Raw genomic sequence first — 23736 nt, 5'->3', positions numbered from 1 at the left:
AACTTAAGGCATGCCGAAACGATAAGCTCTGCCGAAACGACAAGGGGCGCCATCGGCGCCCCCCTCGATCTGCCTTGAACAGCCTCTCAGCTTTCCTTGGCCTTGTGCGTGTCGCTGATCGGCTGCACGCCCGCCGGCTGCTCCTGCTGCTGCTGCTGTTGGGGCTGCTGCTGGGGCTGCTCCGGCGGGGCCTCGCGCCGCGGCGGGCCGGCCTTCACGTCCTGATAGACCGCCTTGGCGATCTCCAGCAGCTCCTCCTTCGACAGGCGGCCGGCCAACGCGTAGGCCAGCGGCCCTTCGACCCAGTAGAAGGTCGCCACGTCGCCGTTCTGGGTGAAGCTGAAGTTCGACTGGTTGCCGCTCTGCGGGGCGCCGACGAACAGGGTGATCCGCTTGTTGCCATCGTTGGCATACATGTACTGCGCGCCGGCGCCGAGATCGGTCGGCAGCGAGCGGCCGCCGATCAGGCGATAGCCGACGCGGCCCAGGTCCGGCCCGAAGACGTCGCGTCCCATCCGCTTGGACAGCCAGCCGTTCAGCTCGTCCTGATTGTCGGCGCCGAGCTCCACCTGGAAGCGTTCGTCCGAGGTGTAGAAGCGGTGCGCCTGGGTGGCTTCCTGGGCGAAGGTGGCAAGCGTCTGGCGCTGCTGGGCGACGGGGACGGCGGCCTGCTGGTCGACGCCACGGCCCATCCAGCCGCCGGCGGCGCCGGCGACCACCAGCATCACCGCCGCGGCGAAACGCACCAGCGGACGGGCATGCCAGGCCGGACGGTTGTCGTTGAAGGCGACGCGTCCCTTCAGCCGGTCGGACAGTTCCTGAACCTTGTCGCTCGGCGGCTCGCGCAGGACGGTGTCGAACATCTCGTGCAGCAGGATCGCCTGGGCGCGGTAATCCTCCGCCCGGCGTGCCGCCTCCGGATCCTCGGCCAGCCATCGCTCCACCGCCAGACGACGGTTGCCGTCCAGCTGCCCGTCGACATAGGCGTGGAGTTCGTCCTCCGTGACCCGTCCCAGTCCCTGATGCGCGTTCATCACTTCACCCGCCGGAGGGTAACGCCACCCTCGTTCGCCAGTTTCGCCCGTACCGCCTCGCGCGCCCTGGACAGGCGCGACATGACGGTCCCGATCGGCACGCCGAGCATATCGGCGACCTCGTCGTATTTCAGGCCCTCCAGCGCCACCAGAAGCAGCACCTTGCGCTGTTCCTCCGGCAACTCGTCGACCGCGCGCATCATCTCGCGCAGCTCGACACGCTCCTCCTGCCGGGGCGGGCTGACCAGCTTGGATTCGACGTCGTCGACGTCGACCTCCTGCGGCCGGGCAGCCTTGGAACGGACCTGATTGACGTGGACGTTGTGCAGGATGGTGAAAAGCCATGCCCGCAGGTTCGTCCCCGCCTGGAAGCTGTCGGCACGCGCCACCGCGCGCGTCAGCGCCTCCTGCACCAGATCCTCCGCATCCGCGCTGTTGCGCATCAGCGCGCGCGCGTAGCGCCGCAAGGACGCGATGTGGACTTCCAGATCGACCCCGAATTTGCTCAACCGCGCACCCGATCCTTAACCGATCACGCCACGGCTCACGCCATGGCCTCCCCCTTCTGCCGACAAGGCGGACGGGGACGACGAGGGCGCCGCAACTCCAGAGGCCGGGCCGGCTCCACCGACCTTGCGGCCGAATGGGAGACCCGATGCATATGGGTGCGAACGCGCGCCGCGCATCCTTTATTCCAGACTTTATGAGGCTTGCAGCAAAATTTGTGCGGGACGGCCACGCTTGTGCCGAAAAGGCTTCAGAGCGGCCCCGTCAGTTGCCGGCCAGGGCAATCCGCCGCGCCGCCAACGCCGCCAGATCGGCCCGCAGCCGCTCAACCGGCCCCGACCAGTCGCCGGGAGCCGCCTGGCGGTAGAGCCGCGCCGTCGGATACCAGGGCGACTCCTCTCGCCCGCTCAGCCAGCGCCATTCCGAACCGGCATGCAGCAGCACCGACACCGGCCGGCCCAGCGCGCCAGCCAGATGGGCCATGAAGGTGCAGGAACTGACCACCACATCCAGCTCGCCCAGGGCCGCCGCGGTGTTGTCCATGCCCTGCAACGAGCAGCCCCAATCGACGGTGCCGGCGGGCAGCGGGAATTTGGCCATGTCGTCGCGCCCCTGCCCGAACTGGAGCACCACCGCCGTCGTCCCCGGAATGCCGAACAGCGGCAGCAGCGGCTCCAGACGGGGCGAACGGACGCGGTCATAGCGGAAATGCACCGAACCGGCCCAGACGATGCCGATCCTCAGCCCCTCCAGACCCGCGGCCCTCCCGGCCCAGAGGGCCTTCGCCGCCTGCGAAGCGTGGAGATAGGGGATGTCCGCGGGAATGCTGTCCAGCCCGGTCCCCATCCGATGGACCAGGCTCATCACATGGGCATGCATGTCGTAGGGCGGCAGTTCGTCGTCATAGCCGAAGGCGGCGTCGACGATGCGTGAGGACCGCAGCAGCCCCAGCAGGTTTTCCTGGCCGCAGAACAGCACCCGCATCCCCTGCGCCCGCAGGATCGGCGCATAGCGGATGAACTGGATCGCATCGCCTATGCCACGGTCGGCATGGATCAGCAGCGTCGCCCCCGGCCGGATGCTGCCGTCCCAGTCCGGCCGGTCGAAACGGCGCGGCGGCTGGAACAGCGGCAGCCGCAGCCTTTCCTCATAGAGCGCCGCCCCCTCGCGCAGGCGCCCCATCAGCATCAGCGCGCTGCCCTGCCCGACCGCCGCCTCCGCCAGCGCCGGATCGAGGCGGCGGGCCTGGGCGAAGGACGCCACCGACGCTTCCGCCCGATGCCGTTGCAGATGCGCGAATCCGAGATTGCTCCAACTGGCCGGATCGGCCGGATCGAGCGCCAGCGCCCGGCAGAGCGCCGGCTGCGCCTCCTCGATCCGCCCCGCCTCGACCAGTTCCGCTCCTGCCGCGGCCCAGGCCGGCGCCGTGCCGCGAAGCCGGGCCAGCCGGCCCAGTTCGGTCGCCGCCTCCGGCATGGCCTGCCGGCGCAGGGTCTCCGCCAGATTGTTCAGGCTGCGCCCATGGTCGGGCGCCAGCAGCAGCGCCAGCCGGTAAAGCGGCAGCGCCGCCGATGCGTCGCCGCTCCCCAGCCGCAGATCGGCGAGATCGCAGAACAGGTCGGGAGCGAGCGCACCGGCAAGCGCCGCCCGATGCAGGACGGCGGCGGCCTCTTCCACCCGCCCCAGCCGTTTCATGCAGGCCGCGAGGTTGCGGGCATAGGCGGGATTGCCCGGCGCGCTGCACAGCGACCGCCTGAACGGCGCCAGCGCACCCACCGCATCGCCGCTGCCGATGGCCGCAACGCCGAGGATGCTCCAGCCGTCGCCGCGCCCCGGATCGAGCGCCAGCGCCTGCCGCAGCGCCCTGCGCGCCGCTGCCGGTTCCCGCCGCTGCAAAGCGGCCGCCGCCGATTGAATGAGTTGGAGAACGTCGCCCACGAAAATGCCCCCCGCCATGTCCCAAGGAGAGTGTTGGGTCGGTCGGGGAGGCGTGGTGGGCCCGGCCGGATTTGAACCGACGACAACACCGTTATGAGCGGCGCGTTCTAACCGCTGAACTACAGGCCCTACCGCGGGCCGCACTTTGCGACAAAGCTTTGGGGAATTGCAACCCCTCGTTCATCGCTCCGACGCGGAAACCCGAAAACGAAAACGGGGGCCGAAAGGCCCCCGCTTCGTCTCGAACGATGCGCTTCCCGATCAGGTATCCCAATCAGGTATCCAGGAAGCTGCGCAGCTTGCGCGACCGCGACGGGTGCTTCAGCTTGCGCAGCGCCTTCGCCTCGATCTGGCGGATACGCTCGCGGGTCACGTTGAACTGCTGGCCGACCTCTTCCAGCGTGTGGTCGGTGTTCATGCCGATGCCGAAGCGCATGCGCAGCACGCGCTCCTCGCGCGGAGTCAGCGAGGCCAGGACGCGGGTCGTCGTCTCGCGCAGGTTCGCCTGGATGGCGGCGTCAAGCGGCAGGACGGCGTTCTTGTCCTCGATGAAATCGCCGAGATGCGAATCCTCCTCGTCGCCGATCGGCGTCTCGAGGGAGATCGGCTCCTTGGCGATCTTCAGGACCTTGCGGACCTTCTCCAGCGGCATCATCAGCCGCTCGGCCAGCTCTTCCGGGGTCGGCTCGCGGCCGATCTCGTGCAGCATCTGGCGGCTGGTGCGGACCAGCTTGTTGATCGTCTCGATCATGTGGACCGGGATGCGGATGGTCCGCGCCTGGTCCGCGATGGAGCGGGTGATGGCCTGGCGAATCCACCAGGTGGCGTAGGTCGAGAACTTGTAGCCGCGCCGGTACTCGAACTTGTCCACCGCCTTCATCAGGCCGATGTTGCCCTCCTGGATCAGGTCCAGGAACTGCAGGCCGCGGTTCGTGTACTTCTTGGCGATGGAGATGACGAGACGCAGGTTGGCCTCGACCATCTCCTTCTTGGCCCGGCTCGCTTCCTTCTCGCCCTTCTGGACGGTGGAGACGATGCGGCGGAACTCGTTGATCGGCAGACGCGCTTCCTCGGCGACGTTCGAGATCGACTCGCGCGTCTTGCGGATTTCGCCGTCGTACTTCTCAGCGAACTTGCCCCAGGTCTTGGGGTTCAGGCCACGGATGCGCTCCAGCCAGTTCGGGTCCAGCTCGTGGCCGAAATACTGGTTCAGGAAGTCCTCGCGCTTCACCCGGCACTCGGTGGCCATGCGCAGCAGGCGGCCCTCGAAGCCGGTCAGCTTGCGGTTCAGGCCATAGAGCTGCTCGACCAGCTGCTCGATGCGCTGGTTGTTCAGGCGGACGGTGTTCATCAGCTCGACCATCTCGAGCTTCAGCTTGTCGTACTTCTTGTCCGTCTGCTTGCCGACGTCCTCGCCGCGCTGCATCGCGCCCATGCGGGCCTCATGCAGCTTGTGCAGCTTGTCGTAGGTCGCCTTGATGTTCTCGAAGGTCTCGATGACCTGCGGCTTCAGCGCGGCTTCCATCGCGGACAGCGACAGGCTGTTTTCGCCCTCGTCGCCTTCCTCGCCCTCTTCGCCCTCGCCTTCGGCGCGCGGCGGGCGCGGCTCGTCGCCGTCCTCTTCGGCCGGCGGAGCGTCGGCGGCGGGCGCGGCAACGGCGGAAGCGCCTGCGCCGGGGGCGCCAGGGGCGCCGGTGGCGTCAACAACGTCGGCCAGCCCTTCCGGCAACTCCTCGCCATCCGGGCCGCCGCCATAGGTGGCGTCCAGATCGATGATGTCGCGCAGCAGCATCTTCCCTTCCATCAGGGAATCATGCCACTCCAGGATGGCGCGGATGGTCAGGGGCGATTCGCAGATCGCGCCGATCATCATCTCGCGGCCGGCTTCGATCCGCTTGGCGATGGCGATTTCGCCCTCGCGCGACAGCAGCTCCACCGATCCCATCTCGCGCAGATACATGCGCACGGGGTCATCGGTGCGGCCGATGTCGTCGTCGTCGAGGTTGCCCGACGAGCGGCCTTCGCCCTCGCCCGCACCCTCGCCGCTGTTCTCCGAATCCTGCTCTTCCGATTCGACGATGTTGATGCCCATCTCGGACAGCATCGCCATCGTGTCTTCGATCTGCTCGGACGAGGACGAATCCTGTGGCAGCGCTGCGTTCAGCTCGTCATAGGTGACATACCCGCGCTCCTTGCCGCGGGCGATCATCTTCTTGACGGCCAAACCCATGCCGTCCATCAGAGGACCGTCTGCGGATTCCTCCCGCGTTTCGGAAACTTCCACGCTGTTCGCAGCTTTCGTGGCCATGCGATCGGTGCCCCCGCATTACCCCAGTGAATAAAGACGAAAGGAGCGCCCGGTCCCGGTTCCCCGGCCCGTCCGCCCCACCCCCAGACCATGTATCTACCCAGAACCCGCCATCACAGAAACTGTCATGCGGCCCCGTCCTGTTGCCCTCTGTACCCATCAACCGACGCCCGATTGCCGACGATCTGCATCGTCAACACTCAAAGCTCGTCAAAGTCACTGTCCGCGATACCCAGACCGGACTTTATGACCTCCTGCTGAAGAGCCACGACCCTCGCGAAGTTGGCCTCGCTGTTGTCACGGGTCAGAGCGGCCTTCGCTTCCCTAAGATCGTCGAGCACCCGCTCGTGATGCAGATGCCGCCACGCAGGCCACCATCCCTTCCGAGCATCCTCCGTGGAGGCGTCCGGACGGGCGAAGCCGGCATGGACATAGGTCGACTCGCCTAGCAAAGCACCGACCATCGTCTCATGGCCGGCGGATGACAAGTGGCGACAAAGCGCATCGGCGTCAAGTGTCGAGTCGTGGTTGCGGTCGTCGGAAAGGCATTCGATGACCGCCCAGCGCAGTTTTTCCAGCTCCGGGTCACCGAATGGCAACAGGCCCAGCGGCTCCGCCAGTTCGCCGAACAAATCCGGATGGTTGATCAGCGTGGCCAGCAGGATGCGCTCGCGCATCGACGCGAGGCGGGAGGCGCGGCCGCGCCCCTCCCCCGCCGGCTTGGAGGTCAGGCGCCCGGGGGTGCCCGGCACATGGCGGCGCGGCGCCTCGCCGAAGCGTCCCCGCCCCTGCCCCGGCACCCATGGCCCGCGGTTGTAGGCCGGCCGCGCCGGGGCGAAGGCCTCGTCGACGCGGCGGCGCATTTCGGTGCGGTAGAAGCTCTGGACGTCGCGGTCGGCGATGGTGGCGACACGGGCCTCCAGCGCCGCCTTCACCGCGGCCTTGGCCTCCGGCGTGTCGGTCGGCCTGCCCTCGCTCTCCATCCGCCACAGGGCGTCGGACAGCGGGATGGCGGCCTCCAGCACCGCCCCCATCGCCTTCGCCCCCTGGGCGCGGATCAGGCTGTCGGGGTCCTCGCCCTCCGGCAGGAAGGCGACGCGGGCCGACTGGCCGGGGGCGAGGTGCGGCAAAATGCGCTCCACCGCCCGCCAGGCCGCCCGCCGGCCGGCATTGTCGCCATCGAAGCACAGGAAGGGCACCTTCTCCGCCGCCGGGATCAGTTTCCACAGCTCCTGCACCTGGGTTTCGGTCAGCGCGGTGCCCAGCGGGGCCACCGCCCCCTCGAAGCCGGCGCGGACCAGCGCGATCACGTCCATGTAGCCTTCGGCGACGATCACCGGCTTGCCGTCCGCCGCCGCCTGCCGCGCCCGCGACAGGCCGTAGAGCAGCGTGCCCTTGTGGAAGAGCGGCGTGTCGGCGGTGTTGACGTATTTCGGCCCATCGCCTTCCAGGATGCGCCCGCCGAAGGCGACCACCTGCCCGCGCCGGTCGGTCACCGGGAACATCACGCGGTTGCGGAAGAAGCTGTAGGGCGACCGGCCGTCGTCCGGCCGCTTCAGCAACCCGGCATTGACCATGTCGTCATCGGAGAAGCCCTGCTTGCCGAGATAGGTGCGCAGCGCATTGGAATCGCCGGGCGCATAGCCCAGCCGGAAGCGGGCGATGGTCTCGCCGTCCAGCCCACGCCGCAGGAAGTAATCAAGCCCCGTCCGGCCGGCCGGCAGGTGCAACTGCTGCTCGAACCAGCGCGCCGCCTGCTCGACGAGGTCATGCAGGGTCTTGCGCTTCTCGTAGCGCTGGCGGTCCTCCTCCGTCGGGCGCGGCACCGGCAGCCCGGCCTCGCCGGCCAGATGCTCGACCGCCTCGGGGAAGCCGAGATTGTCGTGACGCATGACGAAACCGATGATGTCGCCATGGGCGCCGCAGCCGAAGCAATGAAAAAAGCCCTTCTGGTCGTTGACATAGAAGGACGGCGACTTCTCATTGTGGAAGGGACAGGGGGCCTTGTACTCGCGGCCGGCGCGGATCAACCGCAGCCGTTTGGAGACCACCTCCGACAGGGTCAGCCGGGTGCGCAGTTCTTCCAGGAATTGGGGCGGGAAAGCCATGGTCGAACGGTCACCGGATGCGAAGGACGATAGGCGGAAGCGATGGGGGCCACGCTATAGCAGAGGCATAGTATGGGAACCAGCGCCGCCGGCCCCAAGGGCGCAGACGGTGCAGATCAGTCCGGCTGCCTGACGAGATGCGTTCCAGCATAGAGCGTGCGCAGGGAGGCCTCGTAGCCGATGCTTTCCAGACCCAGCGTGTCATCCGCCATGATCACCAACGGGCTCTCCGGCCAGCTTCCGTCAGCCTGCCGCCGCAGAAGCTCCGCCCCGACCCCGGCCGTCCACAAAACCAGAATTTCGCGGACCGACGGCAGCGTGGTGTAGGTCCAGACATTTTCCCAGGTCTCGGCCTCGTTGCTGGGCGAGAGGATCTCGACCAGCAGCACCGGGTCAGGCAGCGTGCGGAGCCCCCGTTCGTCGGGCGTGCAGGTCACACCCAGGTCGGGTATGCGCATGTTGTGGCTGGAGCGGACACGGGGCTGCACGCCGGGAGCGGTCACGATATGGCAGCCGGTTGCCCGGTCGGCCAGATGGTTGCCGATCAGACGGGCTACGGTGCTTTGCAGGATGCCGTGGGTGATGCTCGCCGGCGCCATGGCGCGCGGTTCGCCGTTCACCAGCTCGTACCGCGTGTCGGTGCCGTCGCCGTTCCAGTCGAGGAACTCCGCGACGGTCATGCCTGAGAAAGTGGGCTTGCGGACCGCGACCATTCCACCGTCCTCCCGACTGCTGCACGCCACCCTGGGGCGCAAGCCTGGCCTCGGGTTCCCCCTCGGCGGCCAGCGCCCCGTCCGCCCGGCCTTACTTGCCGGACAGCCGCGCCTTCACCAGACCGCCGGCCTTGGCGAAATCCATCTGGCCGGCGTGGCGGGCCTTCAGCTCGGCCATCACCTTGCCCATGTCCTTGATGCTGGCGGCACCCAGCTCGGTCACGATGGCGTCGATGGCGGCGGCGACCTCCTCCTCGCCCATCTGCTTGGGCAGGTAGCGCTCGATGACCGCGATCTCCTCGCGCTCCTGCTGGGCCAGTTCGGGACGCCCGCCCTGCTCGTACATGCTCGCCGATTCGTTGCGCTGCTTCACCATGCCCTGAAGCATCGACAGGATGCCGGCATCGTCGATGCCGTCGGTCACGCCGCGCCCCCGGGCTTCGATGTCGCGGTCCTTGAGACCGGCGAGGATCATGCGGATGGCGGACACAGTGCGCGTGTCCTTCGCGCGCATCGCATCCTTCAGGCTGTCGTTGAACTGCGTGCGCAGCGTCATGTCCCAGGTTCCTTGGTTCGTCGGGCCGGGAGGAAAGGCCCCGGCCGGACAGCCGACTATTCCCAAAATGGCTGCCGATTTCCATGGCAAAAGCCCCGGACGGGAAATGACCGCCCCCCGGACCGCCGACTTTGTCCGCGGATCAGGGCCGCCTTGCAAAGCTATTGCTGGAAATCCTGCGTCCAATCGTCATATAGGATGTCCGGCCCATCCGATCAGCCCACTCGATCCCACTTAAACCGTCCGATCCCGGCGGAGGCGGGGTGCGAGCGGCTACGTGTGCGCGCCCGGCGGGACGCTAGGCCGTCGCCGTTCCGCCGATCACCCGATCCGTCGCCGGCCGCGGTTTTTGGGAAGGTTCACAGGAATGACTCTCGCCACTCCCCCCTCCGACAATGCGGTTCACACCGGCGTCCTGGTCCTGGCCGACGGCACCGTGTTCCGCGGCCGAGGCATCGGCGCCACGGGGGATTCGGTGGGCGAGGTGTGCTTCAACACCTCGATGACCGGCTATCAGGAAATCCTGACCGATCCCAGCTATGCCGGCCAGATCATCACCTTCACCTTCCCGCACATCGGCAACACCGGCGCCAACCTTGAGGACATCGAGACGATCACGCCGGCCGCCCGCGGCCTGATCCTGCGCGCCGACATCACCGACCCGTCGAACTGGCGTGCCACCCGCCACCTCGACGACTGGCTGAAGAGCTATGGCCTCGTCGGCCTGACCGGCATCGACACCCGCCGCCTGACCCGCCGCATCCGCGACCTGGGCGCGCCCAACGGGGTCGTCGCCCATGCGCCGGACGGCAAGTTCGACATCGAGGCGCTGGTCGCCAAGGCCAAGGGCTGGCCGGGCCTGGAGGGCATGGACCTGGCCAAGGACGTGTCCTGCCGCCAGACCTACGACTGGACCGAGGCCGGTTGGACCATCGGCGGCGGCTATGCCACGCTGGACAAGCCGCAGTACCATGTCGTCGCCATCGATTACGGCGCCAAGCGCAACATCCTGCGCTGCCTCGCCGCCGCCGGCTGCAAGGTGACGGTGGTGCCGTCGACCGCCTCGGTCGAGGACGTGATGCGCCACCAGCCGGATGGCGTCTTCCTGTCCAACGGCCCCGGCGACCCCGCCGCCACCGGTGAATATGCCGTGCCGACCATCAAGGGCCTGCTCGACACCGGCGTGCCGATGTTCGGCATCTGCCTCGGCCACCAGATGCTGTCGCTGGCGCTGGGCGCCAAGACCACCAAGATGCAGCAGGGCCACCGCGGCGCCAACCATCCGGTGAAGGATCTGGCGAGCGGCCGGGTGGAGATCACCAGCCAGAACCACGGCTTCGTCGTGGTGCCGGAGACGCTGCCGGCCGACGCCGAGGTCACCCATGTCAGCCTGTTCGACGGCACCAACGAAGGCATCCGCCTGAAGGGCAAGCCGGTCTTCTCGGTGCAGTACCACCCGGAAGCCTCGCCCGGCCCGCAGGACAGCCACTATCTGTTCGACCGCTTCGTCCAGCTGATCGCCGAGAAGAAGGCGGCCTGACGCCATACCGCCGGCAGGTCATGAAAAGGGGGGAGCCGTTCGCGCGGCTCCCCCTTTTCCTATTTGGCATTACGGTCCTTGTCGGGAGCCAGCGTCGCGGCGGTCGCCGTGCGCGGCTGTACCCGCTGGATGCCACCATAGCAGCTTGTGCCGCCACGTCCGCCGGGCGATCCGGCGGCCTGGCCGTACTGGGTGCAATCGGCAGTCTGGCCGGCGGCAGTCTGGTCGGCGGCGGTTTGGCTGGTTGCGGCCTTTTCGCCGTCATGCTTCTGGTCGCGAGGCTGTGATTTGGGATCGTTCACAGTGGCCTCCTGGAGGTTGCGGACCATATCATTTATGGCCTCTCCTAGATTGCCAACATGGTCAGCGATCAGCGGTTCCAACAGATATGCGTCTTCCCGATCATCCGTTTTCCCACATGGCCCGGCCAGCTGCCGAGCCGGATGGCCCCGCCTGCCCGCTCTGCGGCCGGCCGATGGTGCCGGGCGGCAGCCTGAACGAACACCACCTGATCCCCCGCACCTATGGCGGGCGCGAGACGGTGACGATGCACCGCATCTGCCATGCGAAAATCCATGCGGTGCTGACCGAACAGCAGCTGCGCGACCAGTATCACGAGATCGACGCCCTGCGCGGCCATCCCGACCTCGCCGCCTTCATCCGCTGGGTCCGCCGCAAGCCGCCGGAATTCAACGACGGCCATGCCACCGACAGGCGGCGGCGCAAGCGCTGACCGTCCTTCTCAGCCCTGGCGGACGGTCCGCCGCTTGGCGGGTTTCGGCAGGTAATTGCGGGCTTCGCCATTGCAGACACGGCTGACCCGCTCATACTCCTCGACCGTATCGACCTGGGCCTGCCGGCGGTCGCGCTCGCGGCCGAACTCCTGCATGATCCGCCGCATCGCCGATTCGAGCGGGCGGCGGATCGCCGCCATCGCCTGCGACTGGCTGCGCGAGCGCACCGGCGCCATTTCCGCGATCACCTGATCCAGCCGGCTGCGGATCTGCGGCATCATTTCCTGAAGCAGGGCCTCGTCCACCGCGACATGGCGCATCTCGTGGGCAAGCACCTCGCCATGCAGGCAGGAGCCGGCGGGGATTTCCCGGGCGACATGGACGATGCGCTGCTGGAAGCCGAAGCTGATGGCAAGCTTGCTGGCAGAGGCGCAATAGGTGCCGTCGCCCATCGTCTTGAACAGGGCCGACACCTGCGACTGCTCGCCGTACCGCGCCTGGGTCAGCCCCAGCACATGGCTGTCGGCGGTGCTGACCGGACCCGGCGTGCGTCCCGGCAGGCGGGTGAGCTGGGTGATCGACAGCGCATCGTCGCGCTGGATCGGCGCCAGCACGGTGTCGAGGTCCAGCGTGGTCGGCGGAAATCCGGTGCAGCCGTTCGACTGCGCCGCGGCCGGCGACACGGACAGCAGGAGTGCCGGAACGGCAAGGAACAGGAGGCGAACGGTCATCCCGGCACTGTTACCGGGAAACCGTTCCCCTACAAGAGATTTGGTGGCAAGAGATTTGGCGGCAGGAGATAGCGAAGGGCCGCCACCGCAGGTCTCCGGCGGCGGCCCCCGATGCTGCCCTCAATGCTTGGAGGGGAACAGGAAGCGCGCCTTCAGGGTGCCTTCGATGGCGCGCAGGTCGTTGACGACCTCCAGTTCTTCGACGTCGCCGTTGACGTCGACCACAACATAGCCCAGCTCCGGATCGGTCTGGAGATACTGGGCGGCGATGTTCAGGTCGCGGCCGGAGAACACCTCGTTCACCTTACGCAGCATACCCGGACGGTTCTCGTGGACGTGCAGGAAGCGGGTGCAGCCGGCCTGCACCGGAAGCGCCACCTGCGGGAAGTTGACCGCGCCGACGGTGGAGCCGTTGTCCGAATATTCCAGCAGCTTCTGCGCCACCTCGGTGCCGATGTTGGCCTGGGCCTCCATCGTCGAGCCGCCAATGTGCGGGGTGAGGATGGCGGTCTTGATGCCGCGCAGCGCGCTCTGGAACTCTTCCTTGTCGGAGCCGGGCTCGACCGGGAAGACGTCGATGGCGGCACCCAGGATGTGGCCGGAGTTCATCGCGGCGGCCAGCGCCTCGATCTCCACCACCTGCCCGCGGGCGGCGTTGATCAGGTGGCTGCCCTTCTTCATGGCGGCCAGCTCACGCTCGCCGATCATGTCGCGGGTCTGCGGGGTGTCCGGCACATGCAGGGTCACCACGTCGGAGACCGACAGCAGTTCCTCCAGCGAGTCGCAGGCCCGCGCATTGCCGAGCGCCAGCTTGCGCACGGTGTCGTAGAAGCGGACCTGCATGCCCATCGCTTCGGCCAGGATCGACACCTGGGTGCCAATGTGGCCGTAGCCGACGATGCCCAGCGTCTTGCCGCGGATCTCGTAGCTGTCCTTGGCCGACTTCATCCAGCCGCCGCCATGGACCAGCTGCGACTTCTCGAAGATGCCGCGCATCAGCATGATGATCTCGCCGATCACCAGCTCCGCCACCGAGCGGGTGTTGGAATAGGGGGCGTTGAACACCGGGACGCCGTGGCGGCGCGCCGCCTTCAGGTCGACCTGGTTGGTGCCGATGCAGAAGCAGCCGACGGTGATCAGCTTGCTCGCCGCCTCGAAAACCTTGGCGGTCAGGTGCGTGCGCGAGCGGATGCCAAGGATATGGACCGAGCCGATGCGTTCCAGCAGCTCGGACTCGTCCAGCGCGCGCGGCAGCCGCTCGACGGAGGCATAACCGCCGCGGGCCAGCTCGTCGATGGCGTTGTCGTGGACACCTTCCAGCAGAAGGATGTTGATCTTGTCCTTGGAGAGCGAGAGCTTGGTCACGGCCGGCTTCCGTATCTGGGCATCGGTTCTGTCCCGCAAGGCCAGCCCACCGGGATACGGCGCGCAGGGCCTTTCGGAAAAGCGAGCGCGCAAAATAATACCAAAGGCAGCCCTTGTCACCTGACGGATGTTGCGCCGCGGCGTCCGTTTCCGCATGCCGGATTGGCGCGCAGCGCGGGTTGGGTGTATCAGTCTGACCGCTCTTCAAACTTGGAAAGCCTGTCATGAGCGACGTGACGATCTATCACAACCCGCGTTGCAGCAAATCGCGCGAGACGCTGGAGCTTCTGCGCTCCCGCGGCGTCGAGCCGACGGTGATCGAGTATCTGAAGACCCCGCCGGACGCGGCGGAGCTGTCGGTCCTCCTCGCCAAGCTGGGCAAGGGTCCGCGCGACATCACCCGCGCCAAGGAGGCGGCGGAGGCCGGCATCGCGAAGGACCTCGACGGCGAGGCGCTGGTCGCCGCCCTGTCCGCCAATCCGGCGGCCATCGAACGCCCCATCGTGGTGAAGGGCGACCGAGCCCGCATCGGCCGCCCGCCGGAGTCGGTGCTGGACCTGCTCTGACCGTTTCCGATCCGCTCTGCTCCCCCCACTCCCGCCCCTTCCCCGGAGCCAGCCGCCCGTGACCAGCAAGCACACCGCAGCAACCGCCGCCGCCGAGCTGTCGACCATCCGCGATTTCCTGCGCTACGGCGTCAGCCGCTTCAACGAGGCCGAGCTGGATTACGGCCACGGCACCACCACGGCCTTCGACGAGGCGGTGTTCCTGGTGCTGGAGTCGCTGCACCTGCCGGTCGACCAGCTCGACCCCTATCTGGATTCCCGGCTGACCGCGGCGGAGCGCGAGGCGGTGGCCGGCATCCTCCATGCCCGCATCGACACCCGCAAGCCGGCGCCCTATCTGCTGAACAAGGCCTATATCCAGGGCATCCCCTTCTATGTGGACGAGCGGGTGATCGTCCCGCGCTCCTACATCGGCGAGCTGCTGTTCTCCGACATGTTCGGCGGCGACGACTTCACGCTGGTTGAGGACCCGACCTCGGTCGAGCGGGTGCTGGATCTGTGCACCGGCTCCGGCTGCCTCGCCATCCTGGCCGCCCGCATCTTCCCGGAGGCCCAGGTCGACGCGGTGGACCTGTCGCCCGATGCGCTGGAGGTGGCCAAGCGCAACGTCGCCGACAGCGGGTTCGGGGACCGCATCACCCTGCATCAGGGCGACCTGTTCGCCCCGCTGAAGACGCGGAAATACGACGTCATCATCACCAACCCGCCCTATGTCGACGCCGAGTCAATGGACGCCCTGCCGCCGGAGTTCCGGGCCGAGCCGGCACTGGCGCTGGCTGGCGGCGACGACGGGCTGGACATCGTCCGCCGCATCCTGAAGGAAGCGCCCAAGCACCTGACGCCGGAAGGCGGCCTGCTCTGCGAGTTCGGCACCGGCCGCGAGATCCTGGAGGCGGACTATCCCCACTTGGACTTCCTGTGGCTGCAGACCGCCAACAGCTTCGGCGAGGTGTTCTGGCTGACGCGGGACCAGCTGAAGGCCGGCAAGTGAGCCGAAGGTAAGGTGCGATTGCCCCACTTCGGTCCTCCCTGGATGGGAGAGGACCGAAGTGGAGGCCCGGCTTCCCCAGGAACCCTTCTCCCGCCCGCCGGTTGTCCTCTCACGATGTTGCACCGCAGCAGCCCTGAGAGGACGCCGCCGATGACCGACCGCCGCTCCACCCTGCTCAAGACCCTGGGCCTCACCGCGCTGACCCTGGGCGGATTGGCCGTCGCCAACACGCTTGCCGCCCGCGCGGCCGAACGGCGCTATCCGCCCGAAGGCCGCTTCCTGACCGTCGATGGCGTCCGGCTGCATTACATGGAGGCCGGCGAAGGTCCGCCGGTCGTGCTGCTGCACGGCAACGTCTCCGCACTCGGCGATTCGCTGGCGAGCGGGCTGTTCCAGCGTCTGGCCCGGACCCACCGGGTGATCGCCTTCGACCGGCCCGGCATGGGCCACAGCGACCGCCCGCGCGATCGCGCCTGGACGCCGGAGGATCAGGCCGACCTGCTGGCCCGGGCCTTCGACTCGCTGGGGATCGGGAACGCCGTGGTGGTCGGCCATTCCTATGCCACGCTGGTGGCGCTGGCCCTGGCCCTGGACCATCCGCAAGCGGTGAAGGGGCTGGTGCTGATGGCCGGCTATTATTTCCCGACCAAGCGGGCCGATGCGGCTCTGGTGGCGCCGCTGGCGACGCCGGTGCTGGGCGACCTGCTGCGCCACACCCTGTCGCCGCCGGTTTCGATGGCGATGATGCCGGGGCTGCTGAAGACGCTGTTCTCACCCCGTCCGGTGCCTGAGCATCTGACCGAGAGCTTCCCCGCCGCCCTGACCATCCGGCCGGGCCAGATGCGCGCCAACGCCCAGGATGGCGTGACCATGGCGCCGGCCGCCGACCGCCTGCAGCACCGCTATGCCGACGTGACCGTCCCGGTGGCGATCTTCGCCGGCCATCACGACCGCGTGGTCGAGCAGGAGGAGCAGAGCGGCCGGCTGCATCATGTGCTGCCCGACAGCACGCTGCATTGGGTGCCCGACTCCGGCCACATGGTCCATTATGCCGACCCGGACCAAGTCGTGCGCCGGATCGGTGAGCTGTCAGCCGGGAAGACGGCTCCGCGGATCGCCGCTCAAAGATAGCGCCGCATCAGGATGCTGCCGCCCTGGTGCGGCAGCCGGGGGTGCCAGGGGATGGCGGCGCTGCCGATCTCCTCGAACCCCTCGCCGACATAGAGACGGCGGGCCGGCTCGTTGTCGGCCCAGACATGCAGGGTGATCCGGTCGAAGCCGCCGGTCCGCGCCCGCTCGTAGAACCAGCCGAGCAGCCGGCCGGCGATGCCGTGGCGCCGGTGCGCGGGATCGACAGCCAGGGCGGACAGGAAATAGCTGCCCCAGTCCAGCGTTTCGGCGAATTCGCCCATATGGGCGACGCGGTCGGGCGGCAGGCCGCTGTAATCCTCCGTCCGGATCCAGTCGGTGGGATAGCCATGGGCGATGCCGATCACCTGCCCATTCAGTTCGGCGACACCGCTCTGGCGATGCGACAGCGACCCGCTGCGCCCGGCCAGGCCGGGCACCAGCATCTCCGCCGCGGTCATCCCCGGCATCAGCCCGTCGAGCAGGAATTCGTAGACGCCACCGCCGGCGATGTCGATCAGCCGTGCCAGATCCGGTGCGTCGTCGGCATCGGCGGAGCGAAGGCGGAGGCGGTCGTCAGTCGGTTCGGAACTCACGGGCGGACCCTTTGGATCGGAAAAGCGGCTGGATAGAAAAGGCTCTCCCGCCGACGATTTCCAGTCCCAATCCTATCTGTCCTGATCGGCCGCCCGGTTCAAATCGTCGCGCAGCCGCAGCAGCGCATCGCGGAGCGACATCAGCTCCGCGGCGGAGCAGCCGGCGGCGGCGGCGATTCGGGTCGGCAGGCATTCGGCCTGCGTCCGCAAGGCCGCCCCTTCGGCGGTCAGGCCGATGCGGACCAGCCGCTCGTCCTGCGGATCGCGGCTGCGGGTCAGCAGGCCCTGCCCTTCCATCCGCTTCAGCAGAGGGGTCAGCGTGCCGCTGTCCAGCCCAAGCCGCTCGCCGAGCAGCTTCATCGACTGGCCGTCCTCCTCCCACAGCAGCAGCATGATCAGATACTGCGGATAGGTCAGGCCAAGCTGCTCCAGCAGCGGGCGATAGACGCGGCTCATCGCCAGATTGGCGGAATAGAGCGCGAAGCACGCCTGATTGGAAAGCAGAAGCGGATCGTCCCTGTCGGCTGCCATGATGTCTGAACCTTGAAAAGACGGCGCGCCGCCGGGGTGCTGCGCGTCGGTCGATCATGCGGCCTGCACAATCGCGCGCAACAGCCCGGCGGCGCAATGCCGAAGACTTTTCGCTTCAGGCGATGGTCTCGGGCCCAACCCTCAGGCCCAACCCTCAGGCCCGGTCCTCAGGCAATGGTCGTGGTGACCGGGATGTTGCCCTTGGTGGCGTGGCTGTAGGGGCAGACCTTGTGGGCGCGGGCCAGCAGATCCTCGGCGGCGGCCTTGTCCATGCCCGGCAGCGAGACCACGAAATCGACCGTCAGGCCGAACCCCTCGCCATCGTCGCGGGCACCGATGCCGACCGTGGCGTTCACCGTCAGATCGGCCGGGACGGCGATCTTGTCGCGGTTGCCGACGAACTTGATGGCGCCGATGAAGCAGGCGGAATAGCCGGCGGCGAACAGTTGCTCGGGGTTGGTGGCGCCACCCTGGCCGCCCAGTTCCTTCGGCGCGGCCAGCGCGACCGACAGCAGGCCATCCTCGCTGACGGCCTTGCCGTCACGGCCACCGGTGGCGGTCACCTTGGTCGAATACAGGGTCTTCATGGCGCGTGCTCCTTCACTGATCGTTGTGCGGTGGATTTTGGTTTGGCTTTTGATTTCCCGGGCGGCGGTCCGAACCGGCACCCCGTGATCTTGTGAGAGGAACAATGACGCACAATCGAATTGCGCGCAATGTATTTGATTGTGCGTTATCAGATTGTGCGCAATGCGTCTGGCGCATGGCACGGCATGAGAGGGCAAGCGGCGGAGGCGCGGGCAGCGCTGGCTCCGCCCGGCTTTTCCGACCACAGCCCCCTCAGCGATGTGAAAGGCTGTTCATTCCGCCACCCGGAGGTCCACCTTGCCGCGCCGCTCGTCGGTCCTGCGTCCCATGGTGATGTTCTTGGGCGCCCGCACGTCCCGGTTCCGCCACGTCCAGCATTCGCCGGTCTCATCCTGGAAGCAGACCCAGCACAAATCGTGCTCGGCACCATAGTCGATGAGGAAATGCGCGAGGGCGGGGCCCTTCGGGGTGTCCATGGGAAGCGGCGGATTGAGTTGGAGCATGATGGCCTCGTTGCGACACTGTGGAGCATGAACGCGCCAAAGCGTGCGCTCGGTCCCGCTTCGCTTCCGGACACTCCCATTGCGCCGATCCCTGTCCGGTTCGGAATGGCTGGCCGATCTCTTCAATGAAGCTCTTTGCCGGCCGGCCCCATGTGCCTGCCTTTCCATCCAAGACATCCATGCGATGCCGACAGAAGACGCGCCGGCTTCCTGGAGTGCAGGCAAAGAAAAAGCCTTGGAACCGTTGGGTTCCAAGGCTTCTCCGGTCCTTCCGGAACTGGTCGGAGCGACAGGATTCGAACCTGCGACCCCCAGACCCCCAGACTTGAGAGGAACCGCTAAAGTATTGAAATTGAACAAGAGAAGGGGGGCGTAAATCCGCCGAATATCAGCGATTTCTGCCAACGTTCCCAAACGATCTCCCAAACAGCTGGCGGCGGATGGCCGCAGCTCTGGATTACAGGTTATGGGGAACGGCGCCGATATGGCAAACCATCGTCGGCGCTCTGGTCATCGTCGCAGCCACCATCAAGGTGGCCACCCCTTGATTCATTCAGCCGCACCCCACCCACACAGGCGCGCACCGGTCTCGTTGTGCGCCAGCAGCTGCTCCGCCGTGCCGTCGCTCAGCTGGTCGCCCCGGCTGATGTAGATCGGACGGAAGGCGGCACAGGCGCCCTCAGTCCCGGCTCCAGCGGTTGCGCAGCCGGTCAGCAGCGCCAGGACCATCGCGGCGCACACCATCTTCAACATCATGTCGAACCTTTCCGGCGCGCAGCGCCTCCTGGGTGGATTCCGCCTTCGCCTCCTGGCGCCCGGCGCGGCGCTGCGAGGCGCCGAAGGTGGCGATCGCCGCCAGCACGGCGCCGATGGCCAGCAGGGTGGGGCCGATCCGGCCCCAGAGCCCATGCAGCAGGGCGACGATCATGCCGCCGCCCGGCGCTGGTCCGCCCGCTGGCGCAGCAGCAGGATCACCACCGCCGCCGCCAGCAGCCCCGCCACCGCCCAGCCCAGCCCGCCGGCGGGCAGGCTTTCGAGCAGACCGCGCGCGGCGGTGGAGACATCGCGCGCCTGGTCCAATGCCGCCGCCACGCCGGTCAGGCCCAGCGCGCCCAGCCCGCTGACCCCGGCAACCGAGCGCGTCACCGGCGCCGGCGCCGGCGCCGGCTCGGCCCCACGGCTGGCCGGATGGAGGTCGTCGGCCAGGAAGAGCGCCGCCTCGGCCGCCCGGCGCTTGACCAGACCGGGCATCACCTTGCCGCTGCCGCGCGTCCATTTGCTGAACTCGGCCGCGGCACCGCCGGCGTCACCAAGGTTCAGCTTCCGCAGCATGGTGCTGGGCTGGCCGTTCTTCAGCATGACGAACCCGTCCTTGCCGGCATCCTTGCCCTTCGCCTTCCGGCCGGCGCCGACGTTCAAGACGAACAGGGTCAGGGCGGCGCGCTGGTTGTCAGTCAGGTCGACGGTGACGGCGCGGTCGACCACCGCCGCGGCGGCCGCCAGATCGGCCTGCAGCAGCTGCTCGGCCCGATCCGCGGCGATGGTCAGGCCAGTGTGGACGTCGGGCCCGGTGTGGCCATAGCCGATCGTCCAGGGGTCGCCGCCGCTGGCGGGATCCGGATAGGCGGTGAGGCGCAGGCCCTCGGCCTGCTTGGCCAGCTCGACGGCGGCTTGGGGGAGCGCACGCATGGGATGGTCCTTCCATGAAAAAGGCCGCCGGGCGGGCTGCCGGGCGGCGGTGTGTCGGGGGTGGTCAGACGAGAAGGACGGCGGCGATTGCCACGCCGAAGCCTGCGCCTGTCAGCAGCTCTCCCCACTCGGTGGCGCGGGTCAGCCTCCAGCCCAGCAGCGGCATCCCGGTGCCGATCAGGTAGCCGGCCGGCATCGCCACGCCGCCGATCGGCAGCCACAGCGCCGCCGGGTGGGTGGCCATCAGCGGCAGCGAAATCAGCCAGAGCCGCACGATGCCGGCGGTCAGCAGATAGCCCAGGCGCTCGGGGCGCGTGATCCCGAACAGGGTGTCGTCTTCCGGCCAAACCGTGGTCGATTGCGGGCTGAAGGACCACGGCACCCGCAGGTTCTGCCCGGCGCCATGGGGAATTCCAGCCATGCCGATGAAGGCGGCCGCACCGCAGGCTGTGGCGATCATGGCGGCGTGGGCATCGAGCGCCAGACCGGCCAGCAGCAGGTAAACGGTGCCGACGACGGGCAACGCCCAGAAAAGAATGCGGGCACCGGTTGTGCCGAGCCAACTGTGGCTCTGGCCGCGTTCGCGATGGGCGATGGCCAGGACCAGTGCGGACAGGACCGCCGAAAGGAAGGGAGACATTGGACCTCCGGGCATGAAAAAGGCCGCTCAAAGCGGCCGGGTCACTGGATTGGAGTGTTGTCGCGCCGGTCAGGCCGGCGGTACCGGCCAGTCGATCGCCGCGGGGAAGCCCGGCTGAGCCGTGATGTCGCGCAGGGCCTGGCGGTAGACGGCCCAGGCGGCGGTGTCGCCGGGAGCGTCGGGGAGCTGGGTGAAGTCGCAACGCTTCAGCAGGATGTCGCGCCGACGGCGCGCGGCGGCGATCAGATCCTCGTCGGTCGGCAGGACCGGCTCGACGGCCGGAATGACCTCCACCGCCCAGGCCTCGCCGGTCCAGCGCGGCCGCAGGCCCTCGGCCACCGCCGGCGGCGCGATCTCGACACAGCCGGCCGGGATAAGGAAGACGCCCGGCTCGAGCGGGGACTCGTCAGCGACGGTGGTGCCCAGCAGCAGCCCGCCGGCGTCCAGCTGGTAGACGATCTTTTCCATGATGCCCCTCAGTATTTGATGCAGGCCAGCAGGGCCACGTTGCGCGGCCGGGTCTCGGGACCGCCGGTCGAGCCGATCCAGCCGTCCTCCCAGCCGCCGATGTCCGAACTGTTGCTCTCGTCGTTGTTCCCGGCGGCGCTGTCGACGCCCGACTTGAAGGAGTGGCTGTGGCTGCGGAACTGGTCGTCCTGCCAGCTGCCGAAGCTGCGGCCGCCGTCGACGCCGCGGCCGTCGTCCCAGCCGCGGATGAATTCGCCCCGCAGATCGGGCAGTCGGAAGGTCGTGGAGCCGTCGCCGGCCCCCCAGGTCGTGCCGATCACGCTGAACAGGGCGGCATAGGTGGAGCGGCTGACGGTGGCGCCATTGGCCTTCAGCCAGCCGGTGGGGGCGTTGCTGGTGGCGTAAAAGGCAATCGCCCCCGCCGCCAAGGCCGGCGTCGCCGACGCTGCCGCGATCATGGCGTTGATCGCCTGCAGCACCTGCGCCCGGTTGTTCGGCGTCAGCGACAGGCCGGCGGCCGTTACGATGGCGACCAGCTCCTCCTGGATCGTGTTGAGCCAGTCGGCGGTGATGATCGTGGCGGCGACGCCGGAGGCCGGATCGCCGCCGGTGAAAAAGCCGGTCGCGCCGGTGGTGGCGGCGGCCGGCAATGCAGCCGCCACCGTGGTCCCGCGGATACGGTCCATGGGGATCTCCAGGGTTCAGAAATGGGTGGGTCAGTGCGCTTCGAGCGCGGCGACGCGGGCTTTCAGCTGGTCGAGAGCCTCCCCGAGGCCCCACAACGCCCCGACGATGCCGCCGCCAATCCCAGTGCCGCCGTCGCCGGTCCATGCCGGCATCACCGGAGCTGAGAAACCGGATCCGGCGTCATCCAGGATGGTCAGGCTGACGGGGTCGAGCGTGATCCCCGTACCGCCATCTGAAAACAGGAAGGCCTTGTCGATCTTGCCTGCCAGCTTGGCGTCGGTCTGCGCCTTGGTGTAGGCATCGGCGATGCCGGTCGGAATGTCGGCGATGGTGGCGACACGCGATCCGTTCAGCTTGAAGGTGCCACCGACCGTAAACGCCACGTCGCCGGCGATGGTCGCCTGCAGCTGGCCGTGCCGCGCCGTCCCGGTCCCACGGCCAACCGTGACGATAAGGTCCGCACCCTGCTTGTTGGTACCGACACTGTCGGGCGTGCCGATGGTGACGCTGCCGGCAGTGCCGTTGCTCGGCTCGCCACCGAGCAACGAGACAGACCCGCCGACTGCTCCAGGGCCGCCCTTGACCTGTGCAGCCCCGCCTGTGGTCGCACCCTGGCCCCCCTCCAGGTACGCCGGTCCCCCGGCGGCGCCGGTCGAATCCCCCGCTTTCACACCGGCAACGCCGCCGGTGCCGCTGCCATCGGCCTTGCCGCCAACCAGATAGACGCCACCAGCGTTCTTGTTGGAATCGACAGTCGAATGCCCGCCATAGAGATGGACATTCCCTCCCTGCCCCGGATTGACGGCATTGTCGTCACCGTGGACACCATGCAGGCGAAGGTGGCCCTTGCTTGCATAGACGGTGGCGACGTAGGGCTGTGGCGCATCCGCGCCCGACGCGTTCTTGGTCGGCTGCACCGACGCCGGCGTTCCGACCTTCATCACGTCGACGCCGTCGATCCTGCCGACGACGACACCGGCGTCGGCGCCGGTGTCCGTCACCCGCAGGGAGCTGTCGCCAGCAGCGATGGTGGCCGATCCCACCGCCACCTTGGCATCGGTCTCGGCCTTGGTGTAGACGTCGCCGGCCTTCAACAGGGGCGTGCCATTCACAGCCGGTGGGAATTTGAAGTCAGCGATGCCCGTGGCATTGTCGACAATCAGGATCGCCCTCGCGCCCCCGGCGGCGTAAATGCCGAGCTTGCCACCCAGCACGACATTGAGCGACCGCGCGCCTGCCAGGTCGGTTTTGGCCGATCCGTTGGTGATAATGAAGTTTTCAAGGCTGCTGACGTCGTTGCCGATTGCGATTGCGCTCCCCCCGGAGGCGTCGGTGTTGAGAACGATAAGCCCCTTGGCCAGGATTCCGCCGGTCGGATCGCGCTGGACAATGGTGTTGGGGCTGATGCCAGCGTCGGCGTTGATGGCAGCCCGGACGAAAGCGGTGGTGGCGATCTGCGTCGAGCTGGTGCCTGCCGCCGCCGTCGGCGCTGCCGGCGTGCCGGTGAAGACCGGCGACGCCAGCGGTGCGGCGCCCAGGGTCGTCCGGGCCGTCGCGGCATCCGGATCGTCCAGCAGCGTGCGGGCGAAGGCCGTTAGGTCGGCCGTTGCGAAGCTGTCGGAACCGGTCGCATAGAGCAGCTTGTCCGCCACCAGCAGGATCGCGGCCAGGGCAGCCAGACGGGCGGACGCAGCCTGCTTTCCCGTCTGGAGCGCTTCGATTTCGGATTTTGCCGCGGCGAAATTGTTTCGCACGTCGGCAGTCGAAGCGGCTCCCGCGGGCGGCTTCGTCGGGTCGATGGCACTCACCATGTGA

Annotated in this window: 25 protein-coding genes and 1 tRNA gene; 5 read left to right on the top strand and 21 right to left on the bottom strand. The window is 67.9% G+C overall.

The annotated features are described in order from the left end of the window. Positions 1-86 precede the first annotated feature (86 nt). From TSH64_RS02925 to TSH64_RS02890, 8 genes are all read right to left on the bottom strand, one after another. A complete protein-coding gene (locus TSH64_RS02925) occupies positions 87-1034 on the bottom strand; it encodes an anti-sigma factor (protein WP_109095491.1) in 948 nt (315 codons plus the stop codon). Next, on the bottom strand, positions 1034-1543 hold the full coding sequence (locus tag TSH64_RS02920; RefSeq protein WP_042703142.1) for a sigma-70 family RNA polymerase sigma factor: 510 nt from the start codon (positions 1541-1543) through the stop codon (positions 1034-1036). The genes TSH64_RS02925 and TSH64_RS02920 overlap by 1 nt, the downstream gene beginning before the upstream one ends. Positions 1544-1805: 262 nt before the next feature. Beyond that, complete coding sequence (locus tag TSH64_RS02915; RefSeq protein WP_158285331.1) at positions 1806-3479, bottom strand: tetratricopeptide repeat-containing glycosyltransferase family protein; 1674 nt, start codon at positions 3477-3479, stop codon at positions 1806-1808. A gap of 53 nt (positions 3480-3532) precedes the next feature. Then, a tRNA-Ile gene (locus TSH64_RS02910) sits at positions 3533-3608 on the bottom strand. Positions 3609-3753: 145 nt separating this feature from the next. Further along, on the bottom strand, positions 3754-5787 hold the full coding sequence (rpoD, locus tag TSH64_RS02905; protein ID WP_109095489.1) for an RNA polymerase sigma factor RpoD: 2034 nt from the start codon (positions 5785-5787) through the stop codon (positions 3754-3756). A gap of 200 nt (positions 5788-5987) precedes the next feature. Further along, positions 5988-7895, bottom strand: a complete 1908-nt coding sequence (dnaG, locus tag TSH64_RS02900) for a DNA primase (protein WP_109095488.1) — start codon at positions 7893-7895, stop codon at positions 5988-5990. A gap of 116 nt (positions 7896-8011) precedes the next feature. Continuing rightward, positions 8012-8608: a Uma2 family endonuclease gene (locus TSH64_RS02895; protein ID WP_109095487.1), complete on the bottom strand. Its 597-nt coding sequence runs from the start codon at positions 8606-8608 to the stop codon at positions 8012-8014. A 91-nt stretch (positions 8609-8699) separates the two neighbouring features. Next, positions 8700-9164: a GatB/YqeY domain-containing protein gene (locus tag TSH64_RS02890; RefSeq protein ID WP_109095486.1), complete on the bottom strand. Its 465-nt coding sequence runs from the start codon at positions 9162-9164 to the stop codon at positions 8700-8702. 367 nt (positions 9165-9531) lie between these two features. Here TSH64_RS02890 and carA point away from each other — a divergent pair, with 367 nt between their 5' ends. Then, complete coding sequence (gene carA, locus TSH64_RS02885; protein ID WP_109095485.1) at positions 9532-10704, top strand: glutamine-hydrolyzing carbamoyl-phosphate synthase small subunit; 1173 nt, start codon at positions 9532-9534, stop codon at positions 10702-10704. A 59-nt stretch (positions 10705-10763) separates the two neighbouring features. Here the strand turns inward: carA and TSH64_RS02880 are convergent, their stop codons facing one another. Further along, positions 10764-11087 carry a hypothetical protein gene (locus TSH64_RS02880; RefSeq protein WP_146207983.1) on the bottom strand — a complete coding sequence of 108 codons (324 nt, stop codon included), beginning with the start codon at positions 11085-11087 and terminating at the stop codon, positions 10764-10766. Between the two features lie 5 nt (positions 11088-11092). Here TSH64_RS02880 and TSH64_RS02875 point away from each other — a divergent pair, with 5 nt between their 5' ends. Continuing rightward, positions 11093-11437: an HNH endonuclease gene (locus TSH64_RS02875; protein WP_247872710.1), complete on the top strand. Its 345-nt coding sequence runs from the start codon at positions 11093-11095 to the stop codon at positions 11435-11437. A gap of 9 nt (positions 11438-11446) precedes the next feature. Here the strand turns inward: TSH64_RS02875 and TSH64_RS02870 are convergent, their stop codons facing one another. Continuing rightward, entirely contained in the window at positions 11447-12169 is a 723-nt protein-coding gene (locus TSH64_RS02870; protein WP_109095482.1) for a hypothetical protein, read from the bottom strand. 120 nt (positions 12170-12289) lie between these two features. Further along, entirely contained in the window at positions 12290-13534 is a 1245-nt protein-coding gene (gene serA, locus TSH64_RS02865; RefSeq protein WP_109095481.1) for a phosphoglycerate dehydrogenase, read from the bottom strand. 224 nt (positions 13535-13758) lie between these two features. Here serA and arsC point away from each other — a divergent pair, with 224 nt between their 5' ends. From arsC to TSH64_RS02850, 3 genes are all read left to right on the top strand, one after another. Beyond that, positions 13759-14100: an arsenate reductase (glutaredoxin) gene (gene arsC, locus TSH64_RS02860; protein WP_109095480.1), complete on the top strand. Its 342-nt coding sequence runs from the start codon at positions 13759-13761 to the stop codon at positions 14098-14100. A 58-nt stretch (positions 14101-14158) separates the two neighbouring features. Beyond that, entirely contained in the window at positions 14159-15091 is a 933-nt protein-coding gene (gene prmB, locus TSH64_RS02855; RefSeq protein WP_109095479.1) for a 50S ribosomal protein L3 N(5)-glutamine methyltransferase, read from the top strand. A gap of 150 nt (positions 15092-15241) precedes the next feature. Then, entirely contained in the window at positions 15242-16222 is a 981-nt protein-coding gene (locus tag TSH64_RS02850) for an alpha/beta hydrolase (RefSeq protein ID WP_109095478.1), read from the top strand. Here TSH64_RS02850 and TSH64_RS02845 read toward each other — a convergent pair. The 10 genes from TSH64_RS02845 to TSH64_RS02795 all read right to left on the bottom strand — a co-directional run bounded on the left by TSH64_RS02845 (position 16213) and on the right by TSH64_RS02795 (position 23732). After that, positions 16213-16815 (bottom strand): GNAT family N-acetyltransferase, encoded by a 603-nt coding sequence (locus tag TSH64_RS02845; protein WP_109095477.1) that lies wholly within the window; start codon positions 16813-16815, stop codon positions 16213-16215. The genes TSH64_RS02850 and TSH64_RS02845 overlap by 10 nt on opposite strands. 72 nt (positions 16816-16887) lie before the next feature. After that, the gene (locus TSH64_RS02840; protein WP_098740193.1) at positions 16888-17346 is read right to left on the bottom strand and encodes a MarR family transcriptional regulator; all 459 of its coding nucleotides are present in this window, start codon (positions 17344-17346) and stop codon (positions 16888-16890) included. Between the two features lie 167 nt (positions 17347-17513). Beyond that, complete coding sequence (locus tag TSH64_RS02835; RefSeq protein ID WP_109095476.1) at positions 17514-17933, bottom strand: organic hydroperoxide resistance protein; 420 nt, start codon at positions 17931-17933, stop codon at positions 17514-17516. Positions 17934-18206: 273 nt separating this feature from the next. After that, complete coding sequence (locus TSH64_RS02830) at positions 18207-18437, bottom strand: hypothetical protein (RefSeq protein WP_098740197.1); 231 nt, start codon at positions 18435-18437, stop codon at positions 18207-18209. A 679-nt stretch (positions 18438-19116) separates the two neighbouring features. Beyond that, positions 19117-19365 (bottom strand): hypothetical protein, encoded by a 249-nt coding sequence (locus tag TSH64_RS02820; protein ID WP_109095474.1) that lies wholly within the window; start codon positions 19363-19365, stop codon positions 19117-19119. Further along, positions 19362-20126: a lysozyme gene (locus TSH64_RS02815; RefSeq protein WP_109095473.1), complete on the bottom strand. Its 765-nt coding sequence runs from the start codon at positions 20124-20126 to the stop codon at positions 19362-19364. The genes TSH64_RS02820 and TSH64_RS02815 overlap by 4 nt, the downstream gene beginning before the upstream one ends. A gap of 64 nt (positions 20127-20190) precedes the next feature. Beyond that, entirely contained in the window at positions 20191-20766 is a 576-nt protein-coding gene (locus TSH64_RS02810) for a hypothetical protein (protein WP_109095472.1), read from the bottom strand. Between the two features lie 69 nt (positions 20767-20835). After that, entirely contained in the window at positions 20836-21234 is a 399-nt protein-coding gene (locus TSH64_RS35770; RefSeq protein WP_199237416.1) for a tail fiber assembly protein, read from the bottom strand. Between the two features lie 8 nt (positions 21235-21242). After that, entirely contained in the window at positions 21243-21920 is a 678-nt protein-coding gene (locus tag TSH64_RS02800; RefSeq protein WP_247872709.1) for a phage tail protein, read from the bottom strand. A 30-nt stretch (positions 21921-21950) separates the two neighbouring features. Then, positions 21951-23732: a hypothetical protein gene (locus TSH64_RS02795; RefSeq protein ID WP_109095471.1), complete on the bottom strand. Its 1782-nt coding sequence runs from the start codon at positions 23730-23732 to the stop codon at positions 21951-21953. Positions 23733-23736: the final 4 nt, after the last annotated feature.

Origin of the sequence: Azospirillum sp. TSH64 (assembly GCF_003116035.1) — a bacterium.
Taxonomy (GTDB): domain Bacteria; phylum Pseudomonadota; class Alphaproteobacteria; order Azospirillales; family Azospirillaceae; genus Azospirillum.
Note: the sequence above shows the minus strand (reverse complement) of the source record. Positions and strands in the feature narration are given on the sequence as shown.

Excerpts from the sequence above, each read along its gene's own strand:
- TSH64_RS02890 (WP_109095486.1), bottom strand. The coding sequence starts at position 9,164 with ATGACGCTGCGCACGCAGTTCAACGACAGCCTGAAGGATGCGATGCGC.
- TSH64_RS02925 (WP_109095491.1), bottom strand. The coding sequence starts at position 1,034 with ATGAACGCGCATCAGGGACTGGGACGGGTCACGGAGGACGAACTCCAC.
- TSH64_RS02875 (WP_247872710.1), top strand. The coding sequence starts at position 11,093 with ATGCGTCTTCCCGATCATCCGTTTTCCCACATGGCCCGGCCAGCTGCC.
- TSH64_RS02895 (WP_109095487.1), bottom strand. The coding sequence starts at position 8,608 with ATGGTCGCGGTCCGCAAGCCCACTTTCTCAGGCATGACCGTCGCGGAG.
- arsC (WP_109095480.1), top strand. The coding sequence starts at position 13,759 with ATGAGCGACGTGACGATCTATCACAACCCGCGTTGCAGCAAATCGCGC.
- carA (WP_109095485.1), top strand. The coding sequence starts at position 9,532 with ATGACTCTCGCCACTCCCCCCTCCGACAATGCGGTTCACACCGGCGTC.
- dnaG (WP_109095488.1), bottom strand. The coding sequence starts at position 7,895 with ATGGCTTTCCCGCCCCAATTCCTGGAAGAACTGCGCACCCGGCTGACC.
- TSH64_RS02830 (WP_098740197.1), bottom strand. The coding sequence starts at position 18,437 with ATGCTCCAACTCAATCCGCCGCTTCCCATGGACACCCCGAAGGGCCCC.
- TSH64_RS02840 (WP_098740193.1), bottom strand. The coding sequence starts at position 17,346 with ATGGCAGCCGACAGGGACGATCCGCTTCTGCTTTCCAATCAGGCGTGC.
- TSH64_RS02800 (WP_247872709.1), bottom strand. The coding sequence starts at position 21,920 with ATGGACCGTATCCGCGGGACCACGGTGGCGGCTGCATTGCCGGCCGCC.
- TSH64_RS35770 (WP_199237416.1), bottom strand. The coding sequence starts at position 21,234 with ATGGAAAAGATCGTCTACCAGCTGGACGCCGGCGGGCTGCTGCTGGGC.
- TSH64_RS02835 (WP_109095476.1), bottom strand. The coding sequence starts at position 17,933 with ATGAAGACCCTGTATTCGACCAAGGTGACCGCCACCGGTGGCCGTGAC.
- TSH64_RS02795 (WP_109095471.1), bottom strand. The coding sequence starts at position 23,732 with ATGGTGAGTGCCATCGACCCGACGAAGCCGCCCGCGGGAGCCGCTTCG.
- TSH64_RS02820 (WP_109095474.1), bottom strand. The coding sequence starts at position 19,365 with ATGATCGTCGCCCTGCTGCATGGGCTCTGGGGCCGGATCGGCCCCACC.
- TSH64_RS02815 (WP_109095473.1), bottom strand. The coding sequence starts at position 20,126 with ATGCGTGCGCTCCCCCAAGCCGCCGTCGAGCTGGCCAAGCAGGCCGAG.
- rpoD (WP_109095489.1), bottom strand. The coding sequence starts at position 5,787 with ATGGCCACGAAAGCTGCGAACAGCGTGGAAGTTTCCGAAACGCGGGAG.
- TSH64_RS02850 (WP_109095478.1), top strand. The coding sequence starts at position 15,242 with ATGACCGACCGCCGCTCCACCCTGCTCAAGACCCTGGGCCTCACCGCG.
- TSH64_RS02810 (WP_109095472.1), bottom strand. The coding sequence starts at position 20,766 with ATGTCTCCCTTCCTTTCGGCGGTCCTGTCCGCACTGGTCCTGGCCATC.
- TSH64_RS02870 (WP_109095482.1), bottom strand. The coding sequence starts at position 12,169 with ATGACCGTTCGCCTCCTGTTCCTTGCCGTTCCGGCACTCCTGCTGTCC.